At 53.0% G+C, this 12931-nt stretch carries 13 protein-coding genes; 4 read left to right on the forward strand and 9 right to left on the reverse strand.

Annotation, left to right across the window (positions count from 1 at the left end):
- Positions 1-9: 9 nt before the first annotated feature.
- The gene (locus ACZ2GZ_RS02510; RefSeq protein ID WP_214714426.1) at positions 10-1320 is read left to right on the forward strand and encodes an ABC transporter substrate-binding protein; all 1311 of its coding nucleotides are present in this window, start codon (positions 10-12) and stop codon (positions 1318-1320) included.
- A gap of 1 nt (position 1321) precedes the next feature.
- Positions 1322-2011, forward strand: coding sequence for a glycerophosphodiester phosphodiesterase (locus ACZ2GZ_RS02515; protein ID WP_214714424.1), 690 nt, complete (start codon positions 1322-1324; stop codon positions 2009-2011).
- 98 nt (positions 2012-2109) lie between these two features.
- Here ACZ2GZ_RS02515 and ACZ2GZ_RS02520 read toward each other — a convergent pair whose 3' ends face one another.
- The 7 genes from ACZ2GZ_RS02520 to ACZ2GZ_RS02550 form a co-directional block, all read right to left on the reverse strand.
- Positions 2110-2457 (reverse strand): hypothetical protein, encoded by a 348-nt coding sequence (locus ACZ2GZ_RS02520; protein WP_214714422.1) that lies wholly within the window; start codon positions 2455-2457, stop codon positions 2110-2112.
- A gap of 92 nt (positions 2458-2549) precedes the next feature.
- Positions 2550-2702: a hypothetical protein gene (locus ACZ2GZ_RS02525; protein WP_160327095.1), complete on the reverse strand. Its 153-nt coding sequence runs from the start codon at positions 2700-2702 to the stop codon at positions 2550-2552.
- Positions 2703-2751: 49 nt separating this feature from the next.
- Positions 2752-2898, reverse strand: a complete 147-nt coding sequence (locus ACZ2GZ_RS02530) for a hypothetical protein (protein ID WP_021066172.1) — start codon at positions 2896-2898, stop codon at positions 2752-2754.
- A 76-nt stretch (positions 2899-2974) separates the two neighbouring features.
- Positions 2975-4141: a sensor histidine kinase gene (locus ACZ2GZ_RS02535; RefSeq protein WP_251128685.1), complete on the reverse strand. Its 1167-nt coding sequence runs from the start codon at positions 4139-4141 to the stop codon at positions 2975-2977.
- 205 nt (positions 4142-4346) lie between these two features.
- Positions 4347-5063, reverse strand: a complete 717-nt coding sequence (locus ACZ2GZ_RS02540) for a peptidoglycan DD-metalloendopeptidase family protein (RefSeq protein ID WP_058764770.1) — start codon at positions 5061-5063, stop codon at positions 4347-4349.
- 438 nt (positions 5064-5501) lie between these two features.
- Positions 5502-6083: a YdhK family protein gene (locus tag ACZ2GZ_RS02545; RefSeq protein ID WP_131471402.1), complete on the reverse strand. Its 582-nt coding sequence runs from the start codon at positions 6081-6083 to the stop codon at positions 5502-5504.
- Between the two features lie 26 nt (positions 6084-6109).
- Positions 6110-7609, reverse strand: a complete 1500-nt coding sequence (locus ACZ2GZ_RS02550) for a multicopper oxidase family protein (RefSeq protein WP_251130791.1) — start codon at positions 7607-7609, stop codon at positions 6110-6112.
- A gap of 282 nt (positions 7610-7891) precedes the next feature.
- Here ACZ2GZ_RS02550 and ACZ2GZ_RS02555 point away from each other — a divergent pair, with 282 nt between their 5' ends.
- The gene (locus ACZ2GZ_RS02555) at positions 7892-9748 is read left to right on the forward strand and encodes a heavy metal translocating P-type ATPase (RefSeq protein WP_370448607.1); all 1857 of its coding nucleotides are present in this window, start codon (positions 7892-7894) and stop codon (positions 9746-9748) included.
- A gap of 59 nt (positions 9749-9807) precedes the next feature.
- The gene (locus tag ACZ2GZ_RS02560) at positions 9808-10764 is read left to right on the forward strand and encodes a F510_1955 family glycosylhydrolase (RefSeq protein ID WP_131471400.1); all 957 of its coding nucleotides are present in this window, start codon (positions 9808-9810) and stop codon (positions 10762-10764) included.
- 37 nt (positions 10765-10801) lie between these two features.
- Here ACZ2GZ_RS02560 and ACZ2GZ_RS02565 read toward each other — a convergent pair whose 3' ends face one another.
- Positions 10802-12196, reverse strand: a complete 1395-nt coding sequence (locus ACZ2GZ_RS02565) for a sensor histidine kinase (protein ID WP_214714420.1) — start codon at positions 12194-12196, stop codon at positions 10802-10804.
- Positions 12193-12870 carry a response regulator transcription factor gene (locus ACZ2GZ_RS02570; protein WP_058764760.1) on the reverse strand — a complete coding sequence of 226 codons (678 nt, stop codon included), beginning with the start codon at positions 12868-12870 and terminating at the stop codon, positions 12193-12195. The genes ACZ2GZ_RS02565 and ACZ2GZ_RS02570 overlap by 4 nt, the downstream gene beginning before the upstream one ends.
- Positions 12871-12931: the final 61 nt, after the last annotated feature.

Below are 12931 nucleotides of genomic sequence, written 5' to 3' on the forward strand. Positions count from 1 at the left end.
GAAACGTTCATGAAAAAGAAAGCATTATTCGCAGGGTTGGCCAGTTCGGTATTATTGCTCGGGGCATGTGGCAGTCAAGAAGCGGAAGAGGCAGCGGCGACCACGACGACGGATGGGAAGACAGAAGTCGTGTTTTGGCACGCGATGAGCGGGGACTTAGAGACCGCACTCAACAACCAAGTCGACGCTTTCAACGAGTCACAGGACGACTATGAAGTGAAACCGGTGTTCCAAGGCACGTATGAAGAGGCGCTCACGAAGTTCAACGCCGTCGCAGGGTCAGCGGACGCACCAGCCATCATGCAGACGTTCGAGGTCGGCACGAAGTATATGATCGACTCGAACAAAATCACGCCGGTCCAGGAGTTCATCGACAAAGAGGACTTCGATACGGGCGTCTGGGAAGAGAACATCTTGAGCTATTATCAAGTCGACGGCAAGCAGTACTCGATGCCGTTCAACTCGTCGACACCGGTACTCATCTACAACAAAGACGCGTTCGAAAAAGCAGGCCTCGACCCAGAGAAAGCGCCGCGCACGTATGACGAGCTGAAGCAAGCGGCGAAGGCACTGACGACCGACGGGCAGACCGGTTTCACGATGCTCAACTACGGTTGGTTCTTCGAGCAACTTGTCGCCGCGCAAGGCGGGCTCTATGTCGACAACGACAACGGCCGTAGCGGGGCACCTACGAAAGCTGTCTTTGATGGGGAAGAAGGGCAGAACGCCTTCAACTTGATTAAAGAGATGTATGACGAGAAGACGTTCATGAACGTCGGTCAAAACTGGGACGACATGCGTGCCGCTTTCCAATCCGGAAAAGTTGCCATGTATCTCGACTCGTCGGCTGGGATTCGTACCGTGGCGGACAACGCTGACTTCGAGGTCGGGGCGTCGTATTTGCCGGTGCCGAACGATGCCGATCGTGAAGGTGTCATCATCGGTGGGGCCTCGCTCTGGATGGGTGACGGGATCGCCGACGAGACGAAGCAGGGCGCATGGGAGTTCATGAAGTATGCGGCGTCGAAAGAAGCACAGGCCAAATGGCACGTCGAGACGGGCTACTTCGCCATCAACCCGGAGGCGTATGACGAGCCGATCGTCAAAGAGATGTGGGCCGAGTACCCGCAACTGAAAGTGACGGTCGATCAATTGAGTGAGACGAAAGCCTCGCCAGCGACACAAGGCGCCCTCATCTCGACGTTCCCGCAGTCACGTCAAAGCGTCGTCAACGCCATGGAGAGCCTATACCAAGGCGTATCGGTCGAAGAGGCATTGAAGCGCGCGGCCGATGAGACAACTTCCACCTTGGGACAATGATATGTTGATTTACGCACATCGCGGCTATAGCGCCAAGTATCCGGAGAACACAATCAGCGCGTTCAAGGCGGCGTTTCCTCACGTCGACGGCATTGAGCTCGATGTCCAATTGACGCGCGACGGACGCCTCGTCGTGATCCATGACGAGACGGTCGACCGGACGACGAACGGAAGCGGCTTCGTCAAAGATATGACGCTTCGGCAGCTCCGCTTGCTCCGGACGGAGAGCGGGGAACGGATCCCGACGCTCGAGGAAGTACTCGTCTTGATTGAACCTTCCGACGTCACGCTCAATATCGAGTTGAAGACGGATCAATTTGATTATGAAGGAATCGAGTATTTGACGTGGCTCGCCGTCACCGAGTTCAAGTTAGAAGAGCGTGTCGTCTTCTCCTCGTTCAACCCGGACACGCTCGTCCGGTTGCGGGACGTCGCCCGCGAGGCGCGAATCGCCGTCTTGACCGGGGACGGGCATCCGAATCTGGTTGAATTTGTGGAACGAGTCGGAGCCGAGGCGGTTCATGCTCAACCGGCATTTATCGGGACGAGAGATGCGGCGATGATTCGCGAACAAAATCGGTTGCTTCGCCTGTATACCATCAATGACCCGAGCGAGTTGCCGGACATGACTGGTGTCGACGCCATCATGACGGACGAGGTCGAGCGGTTCCAATCGAGGTTGCGTCATTGAAGTGAGGCTGGATATAACTCAATCGATATGTAAGAAAGAGGCCAGCTGGCGCGACGTGTTCGCATCAGCTGGCCTCTTCTCATGGCAATTCTCTAAATTTAGTATTCTTTGTTCAACGTGGTAAATTCATCTTCTTTCAAAGGTGAATCGTCTTTTGAATTATGTCCATAATAGGTGACGACGTACTCTTTCTCTTGATTGGTTTTGACGAAAAATTCATACTCGACTCTGTTTTCGTCCTCGAAATTCAAGCGATATAAGTACCCAAATTGATTCATGCTGAACTCGACATCATAGGCGCTCTGATCGATTGAAAAATGCTCAGTTAACGTTTCGTTCAAAAAAGTTTCTCGCTGATCTACCTCATGAAGAAGGAAAAAGACACCTCCTAACAGGAGTAATGCAAAAGCGAGTTGAAACTTAGGTGTAGGTTTGTTAGATGCCATCTACATCAGCCTTCCTTAAATGAAATCAATCAACTGCTACCGCACGAAGCACGAGTATATATGACAAAGACCGCTCAATGAAGCGGTCTTTGTCATGTCTTCTTCGGCGAATCACTAAAAGCAAAATACAACCCGATGCCAATTGCGAGTCCAATCAAGTAGTGATCGAGCGCGATGGCAGTCGAGACACCGACGCCGAGGGCGAGCGGAAAGGCGTAGCTGCCGGTCGTTTGTTTATTGGACATGGAGCATGTCTCCTTTGTCCAATTACTACGGGCGCCGCCTCAAAAAGTTTCAAGCCTTCTTCTTCGTCCCTTGGAACGCGAAGAACATCGCGATGCCAATCCCGAGTCCGAGCCACCAGTTGTCGAACAACAGCCCGAAAATGAGAATAAAGGCGACGGCGACCGGGAGTGCCAAAAAGCCACGTTGACGTTTCATGCGAATCATCCTTTCTACGTCTCTCTTCTCGTCTGTTCCCGCTTTAAAGGTGATTCATTCAAAAAAGACGGTCCTGTCAGTCGGACGTCTCCCGTTCGGCGAGTGACGTCGCATGCGTCGAACTATTGGGATATAAGTAGATGGAGAACGTCGTGCCTTCCCCGTACACGGAGTCGGCATGGATGCCCCAGCCGTGCGCTTCGGCGATCCGTTTACAGATGCGTAGGCCGAGACCGGTCCCTTTGATCGGACGGTGTGCATCCGAGTCGACCCGGTAATACTCATCGAACACATACGGGATGGCGTCACTCGGGATGCCGATTCCGGTGTCACGGACCGACAGGACATACGTGTCGTCTTCGGTCGTCAGCTCGACGTAGACCGTGCCGCCGTTCGGCGAATACTTGATCGCGTTGCCGATCAAGTTATGGAGTAGTTGCAACAGCTTCTCCTGATCGGCCTCGAGAGTCATGTCATCCGCGGACAAGATGACGTCATGCTGGGGGGCTGTCGCCTTATAGTGTGCGACGATATCCTCGAGCAATGGTCGCAAGTCGAACGTCGACAACGACAATAACTCCACGGAATAGTTCACACGCTGGTAGTCGAGGAAATTATCGACGAGCCGCTCGAGTCGCTCGGCCTCCCGTTTGACGAGCGTCAACATCCCATGTGTTTTCTCGTCGTCGCCATGTTGGTACATGAGCAGTTCCGCGTAACCATTGATGGCCGTGAGCGGGGAACGGAACTCGTGGGACAGTTCGGCCAGGAAGGCGTCTTTCTGCTCCTCGAAGCGGATCGAGTCGGTGATGTCTCGCCACATGAGGAATGCGCCGCGCGGCGTATGTGTGAAGTTCACGATGACTTGCATCGTGCGCTCGCCGATGCGGAGCGACTTCGCATCCATGCTCGGGCAACAGCCGAACCGGTTCGTCATGAGTTCTTCCCAAAACAGCGTTACATCGTTCATATCTGCGCCGTTCCGCTCGAACGCTTCGTGGAAGAACCGGGTCATGTCTTCTGGGCGCGAGAAACGCTGGTTGACCATCGAGGGACAGATGGCGCGAAGCTGTTCGTTCGAATACAGATGGTTCCGTGTGAAGTCGATATAACAGACCGCATCTTGAACTTCTTCGACAAGTGAATGAATCGGTAACGACTGGGGTGCGTGAATCTGGTTCATTCGTTTAGCCGTCGAGTGCCCATGGTACCGGCGAGCCGGATAGAATGACTTTCGAGTCATCGCGCGAACCTCCCTTCGATATAAAGCTATATATATATACGTAAAGTAATATCGACATACTCCTTTATTATACGATATTCGCCGATGATTCCCTATACCCCCCATAGACCTAGCTAGAAATGGGTCACAACCGGGATAGTCGGACGGAATGCGCACGATTCTAGGAAAAAACACCTTCCTCGTATGTTAGAGGAAGGTGGTAGGATTAGAACAACGTATACGGGTTGACGCTATTGGCAGCCGTCGAGCTGCTGTAGACGTATTTATTTTTATGGATTTCGAAATGAAGGTGGCTTCCGAACGAGTTGCCGGTGTTGCCGACCGTTCCAATTTTCGCGCCTTTGGCGACTTTTTGTCCTTTGACGACGTTCAAACGATCCATATGGGCGTAGACGCTCGTGTACGCTTGACCGTTGATCGTGTGCGAAATCATGACGTGGTTACCGTACGCTCCATAGTTGCGGGCGACGATGACTTCACCGTATGCTCCAGCTTGGACTGTCGTGCCTTTCGCGGCCGCCAAGTCGATGCCGTTATGGAACGTGTAGCCGTATTTGCCGCTCGCCGGGCCATACCCTTGCGTCAACGTGCCTTTCGCAGGAATCAAGAACTTGCCCGCTGTCGCTGTTTGGAGTGACGTGCTGCTATATTTTTTAACATATGTACTCGAGACGTATTTTGTACTGCCGTTATAATTGATTTTTGTCCATGAACCGGTCGCGCCGAGATAGGTGAACGTTTGGCCGAGTTTGGCACTGCCGACTTTTTGATAAGACGTCGATGGGCCGCTCCGCACGTTCAAAACATTCGTCGTGACTTTGACTTTATACGATGTAGCTGCCTCTACCGGTGTCGAAGCGGGAAGTGTCAAGCCGGAAACAAGAAGGGCGCCTAATGTGATCGTCATCAGTTGTTTTTTCATAGTATGGTAAATCCTTTCAATTATGGAACAATGCGACAGAACAATGATAATTACCTTATAAAAAAATTTTACCATCAAAAAATAGATTCTAATATGTCATTTATATTTCAAAAAAGTATAATCGTTATGAAAACGATTATGTATTAGAGAAAGTCCAGTCATATCAACGAAAATGAGACATACAACGTTTTGTTGGTAAAAGGATATGTGCCTAAAATTCAAAAAAACTCCGATTTCTCGCTGTTTAGCTTTTGAAAAACAGGGTAATTTTAATTAGTTTAGCCTAGATAAAAAAAGGCTAATGAGAATCAATCTCTTTTGTCAGTTGTTTCCTTGAAATGCTTCGTCCCATACATAAGAAAAACCGAGGCATGTGCCCCGGTTTCACTTGCCTGCTCTTACTGAGAAGGCGTGACCACGTTCCGACAAACGTCTCGATTAAGGTGCCGACAGTTCTTCCTCGGTGACCCATTTATGGTTGGTCACTTCTTCGCCGGATTCTAACGTGAAGTCGACCATATAGACCGTCGTCTCTTCGACAGAATCGATGGTAGCAGTCGTTCCGCCCATACCGCTCATATGCTCGGCATTGACTTCAACCTCGTCGCCGACCTCGTACGGGTCGTCCTGTGCACCTTCAATCTCTTCATGAATGATCCATTTATGGTCTTTGACGCGCTCGCCTCCGTGCATCGGGTCGTACGAGATACTGTAGGCGACCGTATCGTAGGCGCCGACGATGGTCGCTTCCGCGCCTTCCATGCCAGGCATATGGGCCTCTGTGATGACGGCCGTGTCGCCGACCGCGAACGTCGGGTTCTCTGCTGACTTCAAGCCTTCGGGGACGTCACCAGACCCGGACATGTCCATTCCTGAATGGTCGTTCCCGTCCATCGTCTCTTCCATTTGATCATTCATGTTCGTATCATTATTCGTCGTGTCGTTTTCACCACAAGCAACGAGTAAACCGCTCAGTGAGAGTGCCATCGTCATCATTCCGAGTTTCTTATTCCATTTCATTCATATTCCCTCCAAGTAAAGTGTGATTAGTCTACTTTCAATTGTCCCATCATCCCGTTTTCTTCATGCTCCAGGATGTGGCAGTGATACATAAACGTCCCTGTCTCTCGAAACGTCATTTCAATGTTCACTTTCTCGCCCGGTGCGACGGCGACCGTATCTTTCCAGCCACGTTCGTTGTCAGGCGGAGGCTTGCCGTCCCGTTCAAGTATCCGGAATTGGACGCCATGGACGTGGAACGGGTGGGTCATCCCGCCCATCATGTCCTCTCGGTTATAAATTTCCCACACCTCGGTCGAGCCTTGCCGGACGTTAATGTCAATCCGGTCAGGGTCGAACTGTTTGCCGTCAATCGTCACCATATTGCCCATCCCGAACAACGTGAGGCGTCGGTCGGCCTCGCTCGACTCGTTAGTGACAGGGGCTTCCGTGAAAGCTGCCGTCCAATCACCGTCTTGCTCGATGTGGTCGCGCACCGTGAACGTCGTGAACGGGATCCCATCTGCTTGAAGAGCGATGTCGTCCTCGAGAGACAAGTCGGAAAAGTCGATTAAAATCTCGGCCCGTTCACTAGGTGTGAGCGTCAACGTCTCAAGCGAAACCGGTTGGTCGAGCAACCCGCCGTCAGTCGCGATTTGAGTGAACGCCTCCCCGTTCGATAGGGAGAAGTCGAGATTCCGGGCGTTAGAGCCGTTGACGAGACGGACGCGTAACGTGTTCGTCGTCACGTCGAACGTTGTATTGATCGCTCCGTTCGCAATCAACGTATCACCGACCGTCCCATCGATGTTCATCTGGCGGTCGTAATCGAGTTGTCCGTCGGCTGTGAAGAGACGGTCTTGAACGATGAGCGGGATGTCATCAACACCGTATTCATTCGGCAACCCGGTCTCCGCTTGGTTCGTCACGTACAAGAGTCCGGCCAAACCAAGGTATACTTGTTCGGCCGTCGCGCCCATCGGATGCGGGTGAAACCAGAGTGTGCCCGGTTCTTGGTCGATATCGAGACGAACTTGTCTTTGTTCACCCGGGGCAATCGATTGATGGGGTCCGCCGTCTTCGGCTCCCGGGATGACGAGACCGTGCCAATGGAACGAGGTCGGTTCATCGAGCTGATTGATTGTATTGATATAGACGGTCTTTCCAGCTGGTAATTCAATCATCGGTCCGAGCAAATTCCCGTTATAGCCGAGCGTCTCGGTACTGACACCTTGATTGAAAAATCGGTGCTCGCCACGTTCGGTACGAACCGTATAATAGAGCGCCTCGTCCGTGACACGGTCAGGTCGTAGCCGTTCCGGGATGGGGAGTCGTTGATTCGGTTCGTTCGACGCGACGAGCTCGACGGTACCCCCACGTCCCATCCCGCCGTTGCCATGCATCATGCCACCATCGTTTCGATCTCCCATGAATGAACCGTTTCCCATCATCCAGTTTCCAGGAGCAAACGTGAACAAAAGCAAGAACAATCCAATCACGATACTGACTATAACCATCCCAATGACCCATTTCGTTACGCGGTTCATAAGGCATCATCCTTTCGGTTAAAAGCGAGAGCCTATTTAGTTATACCAACAAGTTATGAAATATTTGTTAAACGGAAAATAAGTTTTTATATACTATATAGGGGTATATGGTATACATAGGAGGTGGTCAACGTGGAACATTCACACCACGCGTCATCTCATCATGAACACGGGGAAGCGCATGACTCGCATACCGGCGGACATGAAGGGATGATTGAAGAGTATAAGCGTCGATTTTTCGTCTCGTTAGGGCTGACGATCCCGATTCTCATCTTGTCAGATATGATTCAAGAGTGGGCCGGTTTCGAACTCACGTTTCCTTATGAAAAGGAGACGCTATTCGTGTTGGCGACGATTGTGTACGTCTACGGAGGGTGGCCGTTTTTGAAAGGGAGCATCGATGAATTGCGTCAACGAAATCCGGGGATGATGATGCTGATTGGACTTGCCATCAGCGTCGCGTACTTCTATAGTGTTGCCATCGTGTTCGGATACGGGCATGGGCATGACTTCTTTTGGGAGTTGGCGACGTTAATCGTCATCATGTTGCTCGGGCACTGGATTGAGATGCGCTCAATCATGGGTGCGTCGAACGCGTTGCAACAGCTCGTTCGTCTATTACCGAGCGTGGCACACCGCATCAACGGGAGTGACATCGAGGACGTTCCCGTCTCGGCGCTCGCTGCTGGGGATTTGATTCTCGTCAAACCGGGCGAGCAGATTCCTGTCGACGGGGAACTGCTGAAAGGGCGGACGACGGTCGATGAGTCGATGTTGACCGGTGAATCGATGCCTGTCGAAAAAGAGACCGGGGATGTCGTCATCGCAGGATCAATCAACCAAGAAGGTAGCATGACGATTTCGACGACAAGCACGGGAGAGAGCACATACTTGGCGAAAGTCATCGACTTGGTCAAAGAAGCGCAGGAATCCAAATCGAAAACGCAAAACCTAGCCAATCGGGCCGCCAAGCTCTTGTTTTATGTCGCCGTCGGATCGGGAGTTCTGACGTTCGCCATTTGGGTCGCTCTCGGATATCCGGTCAGTATGGCTGTCGAACGAATGGTCACCGTCATGGTCATCTCATGTCCGCACGCGCTCGGTCTCGCGTCTCCGCTCGTCGTGGCGGTCTCGACAGCCCTGTCGGCGAAACGCGGACTGTTGATTCGGAATCGGACTCAATTCGAAGAGGCGCGTCATCTCGATGCGGTCATTTTCGATAAGACGGGAACGTTGACGCAAGGCGATTTCGGGGTGACGGACATTGAAGCCGCATCTGCTCATACAGAAGAGGACGTGTTACGTCTGGCCGCCGCGGTCGAGACGGCCTCGCAGCATCCGCTCGCACGAGGCATTCTTCGGGAAGCGGAAGCACGCAAATTGACGTTGCCTGAAGTCGTCGATTTCGCTTCGATCACGGGGGTTGGATTAGAAGGACAGGTAGAGGGAGGTCACGTTCAAGTCGTCAGCCCCCGCTATATTCGGGAGCATGAGCTCTCAATTGACGAAACGGCGTTCGACCAGTTATCAGCCGCCGGGAAGACCGTCGTCTTCACGATTCGAGACGGAGACTTGGTCGGTATGATCGCCTTGGCGGACATGGTTCGCGATGAAGCGAAAGAGACGGTCCGAGCGTTGAAAGACCGGGGCGTCCGTTCGATCATGCTCACTGGTGACAACCGAAAAGTGGCCGACTGGGTGGCGTCGCAACTTCATATCGAGGAAGTGTACGCCGAAGTGTTGCCGGATGATAAATCACGGCAAGTGCAAACCGTCCAAGCCGACGGCAGCAAAGTGGCGATGGTCGGGGACGGCATTAATGATGCACCGGCTTTGGCCCAAGCGGACGTCGGCATTGCCATCGGGAGCGGCACCGACGTCGCCGTCGAAACGGCCGATATCGTTCTCGTCCGGAGCAACCCGAAAGACGTGCTGTCGATTCTCGACTTGTCTCGCAACACATACAACAAGATGATTCAGAATCTGTGGTGGGCCGCCGGCTATAACATCGTCGCCATCCCGCTCGCGGCCGGTGTGTTGGCCCCAATCGGCATCATCTTGTCACCGGCCGTCGGTGCCGTGCTCATGAGTCTCAGTACCGTCATCGTCGCGCTCAATGCCCGGACGCTCAAGCTTTAACAATTCTTTCATCTTTGGTCTCTATAATGAGGAGGATGCTAAAGATGGAGGGAACTATTATGAAACGAAAGCTACTCGTACCGATGTTTTTGACGACTGTATTTCTTGCCTCGTGTGGGGGTGCGACACCAGCGAGCGAGTCGAAGGAACCGGTCACGGAAGAAAAAGAGACGTCGACGGAACAGGTGCCGGACCGCTGGACAGCGACAAAAACAGGCACCGCGGTCTCCCATATTCACGGTGCCGGCTTTTGGCCAGACGGGCGTCCGGTCATTGCGACGCATACGGGACTGATGGAATTCAGAGAAGACGGCTGGTACGAATTGTCGTCGAACCGTCACGACTATATGGGCTTCGAGCTCGTCAAAGACGGATTCTATGCGAGTGGTCACCCGGCACAGGATTCGCCGTATAAAAATCCCCTCGGTGTCGTCCGTGGGACCGATAAAGGGGAGACGCTCGAGATTCGCTCGTTAGAAGGTGAGGCCGATTTTCACTATATGAGTGCGGGTTTCGAATCCGAGAGCCTCTACGTGTATTTGGAAACGGCGACCAGTGAACTCGAACCAGGTTTTTATCGGTCGCTCGACGGCGGTACGTCGTTTGAGCCGATGGAGATGGATGGCATCGAAGGTCGAGGCATCGCCGGCATCACGGCCGATGCAAGTGAACCGAAACGCGTCTTCGTCTATGGTCCGGACGGCATCCTCGTCTCAGACGACGGGGGAGACACGTTCGAGCCGTTCCTGGAACAGAAGAATATCGTCACGATGGCATCGACGAAAGGGAAATTGGCGTCAATCACGAAAGACGGTGCCTCGTTCGATCTTGTGGTCTCGGATTTGACCGACGAGACGGAGACGACCGTTGAGCTGCCCTCGCTGAACGCGGACAGCGTCCCGATCGAACTGGTCAGCCAAAACGGGCGATTTTTGCTAGCGACATCGGATAACAGTGTGTATGTCTTTGAAGACGAGGAATGGACGCAACTGTTGCAAGCAGGGAAAGTGAAATGAAAAAAATCCGGCGCCTGAGCTCAGGTGCCGGATTTTTTTAGTGGAGCGGAAGCGTGATGGTGAACATCGTCCCAGATGAATCAGAGGCGACGGTCAACGTACCATCATGCAACCGGATGATTTGATGGGCGATGGCAAGCCCGAGTCCACTGCCACCCGTACGACGGGAACGTGATTTTTCGACCCGGTACAGGCGATTGAAGATGTGAGGCAGATCTTCTTGAGGGATACCTTTCCCATCGTCTTGAATCGTGAAGTGAAGTGCTTCATCCGTAAGTTGCATATCGAATCGGACGTGGCGTGCCTCGCTATGTTGAATCGCGTTGTGGGCGATGGAGCGGAACACTTGTAAGATGCGATGTCGATCTAACTGTAAGACGACGTCCTTGGAGGAGCAATCGGTGCTACTAGCAAACGCGATCGGTGTCACTCGGAACATCGTGGTGAGCACGCGTTGCAAATCGTCACAGAGCGCATCGACGGCCACGGGTTCGCGATGCAACGTGAACGTGTTCTCGTCCAACTGGGCGAGCTGGAACGCGTTCTCGACGAGCTCGGTCAACGCTTGGCTCTCTTCGAGAATCGTCTGAATCGACTGTTCTTTTAACGACTCTGGCGTCTGCGGTTTGGATGCGATTTCGGCATATCCTTGCAGATACGTGAGCGGCGTTTTTATCTCGTGGGCGAGGTCCGACAAGAACTGATTCCGTTCTTTCCGGAGACGAGCCAGTTCAAGCGACATTGCTTCAATTGAGCGGGCCAACTCGCCGATCTCATCTTCTCGGGACGTCGGCAGGGTTAACGTTTCGGGATTCGTCAACACATCCTCGGTTGCTCGGCGCAACAGCTGAATCGGGTTTGAAATCAACCGGCTCAGCAAGACGAACGTCATGATGGTGATGACGAGGGCGATGCCGGTGATATAAAGAAACCGGAGCTGGAGCCGATGGCTGATGCCATGAATAATCTCGGTCGGTAGAAACATATACACATACCCGTAGCGGGTGTCGCCTTCCATTGCATCAATCGGGGTCCGTACCGCGAGATACGGTTCGTTCTCCCAATCGTCTTCGAGGATGGTCGTCATATTGCCATCGCCTCGGTCCGCTTCCGTTTGGACGAGCACCGAGAGCGGGTCGGGGAAGCGGTTGGATGTCTGTAGAATCGAGTGGTCGGGAGCGGTGATGGCGACTTTCGTATCGGTCTCGCTCTCCATCGTCGCGACGTGGCCAATCGTCTCTTCATCAAAACTCATCGCCAGTACGCTCGCATGGCTTTCCGCTCTCGATTCGAGCCGGTCGATTTCTTCGACGACACGTTCACCGAGGAGCGTATGGTAGAGCAATAAGAACAAGACGCCTTCAATCAATAACGTCGTCAATAAAAAGATCAGGCTGATTCGGAACGGGAGGCTATTACGTCGGAATGTCATGAGTCCGACCGCTCCTCGGTCCAGCGATAGCCGCGTCCCCACACCGTCTTCAAATAATCGTCAATCGGGAAGCCGGCCTCACCGAGTTTGTCGCGAATCATGCGGATATGGGCATCGACCGTGCGCGGGTCCGACTCGGACGAGTAGGGCCACACCAAGTCGTATAAATCCATCCGGTTGTATAGCCGGTTCGGATGTTGCAAGAACAGTTTCAAAATGGCCGTCGCTTTCGGCGTCATGACGACTTCTTGTTCTCGATAGAGGATCCGTCCGCTCGCTTCCTCATAGCGCAGCTGTCCGTAGCTCACATTGCTGACACGGCTCCGTCGCAACACCGCACGAATCCGTGCCAGGAGCACATTTCCTTCGAACGGCTTCGTGACATAATCGTCGGCACCTGCGTCTAACCCACGGATTGTGGTCTCACTGTCCGAGCGGGCCGTCAACAAGACGACGGGCAGTTCGGCATCGAGCGCCTTGATTTGGCGGCACAACGTGATTCCATCGACGCCGGGCATCATGATGTCGAGCATCACCAAGTCCGGACGTTCGGAAATCCGTTCCATCGCTTCTCGTCCGTCAGCGGCCTCGATACAGGTGTAGCCGTCGCCTTCTAAGAATAGGCGGAGCAACCGTCTCATTTTCATTTCGTCATCGACAATCAAAATTTTCATATGTGGTCCTCCTATGATTCTGAGCCGTCTCGTCTACGTAACGGTTTCGAGAGAAGGGGAA

It is taken from the genome of Exiguobacterium sp. KKT215, from assembly GCF_055635335.1.

Bases quoted from the DNA above. Each gene is read 5' to 3' on its own strand.
- ACZ2GZ_RS02510 (WP_214714426.1), top strand. From the start codon at position 10: ATGAAAAAGAAAGCATTATTCGCAGGGTTGGCCAGTTCGGTATTATTG.
- ACZ2GZ_RS02540 (WP_058764770.1), bottom strand. From the start codon at position 5,063: ATGAAAAAACAACTGATGACGATCACATTAGGCGCCCTTCTTGTTTCC.
- ACZ2GZ_RS02525 (WP_160327095.1), bottom strand. From the start codon at position 2,702: ATGTCCAATAAACAAACGACCGGCAGCTACGCCTTTCCGCTCGCCCTC.
- ACZ2GZ_RS02570 (WP_058764760.1), bottom strand. From the start codon at position 12,870: ATGAAAATTTTGATTGTCGATGACGAAATGAAAATGAGACGGTTGCTC.
- ACZ2GZ_RS02535 (WP_251128685.1), bottom strand. From the start codon at position 4,141: ATGACTCGAAAGTCATTCTATCCGGCTCGCCGGTACCATGGGCACTCG.
- ACZ2GZ_RS02515 (WP_214714424.1), top strand. From the start codon at position 1,322: ATGTTGATTTACGCACATCGCGGCTATAGCGCCAAGTATCCGGAGAAC.
- ACZ2GZ_RS02520 (WP_214714422.1), bottom strand. From the start codon at position 2,457: ATGGCATCTAACAAACCTACACCTAAGTTTCAACTCGCTTTTGCATTA.
- ACZ2GZ_RS02545 (WP_131471402.1), bottom strand. From the start codon at position 6,083: ATGAAATGGAATAAGAAACTCGGAATGATGACGATGGCACTCTCACTG.
- ACZ2GZ_RS02560 (WP_131471400.1), top strand. From the start codon at position 9,808: ATGAAACGAAAGCTACTCGTACCGATGTTTTTGACGACTGTATTTCTT.
- ACZ2GZ_RS02555 (WP_370448607.1), top strand. From the start codon at position 7,892: ATGATTCAAGAGTGGGCCGGTTTCGAACTCACGTTTCCTTATGAAAAG.
- ACZ2GZ_RS02550 (WP_251130791.1), bottom strand. From the start codon at position 7,609: ATGAACCGCGTAACGAAATGGGTCATTGGGATGGTTATAGTCAGTATC.
- ACZ2GZ_RS02565 (WP_214714420.1), bottom strand. From the start codon at position 12,196: ATGACATTCCGACGTAATAGCCTCCCGTTCCGAATCAGCCTGATCTTT.
- ACZ2GZ_RS02530 (WP_021066172.1), bottom strand. From the start codon at position 2,898: ATGAAACGTCAACGTGGCTTTTTGGCACTCCCGGTCGCCGTCGCCTTT.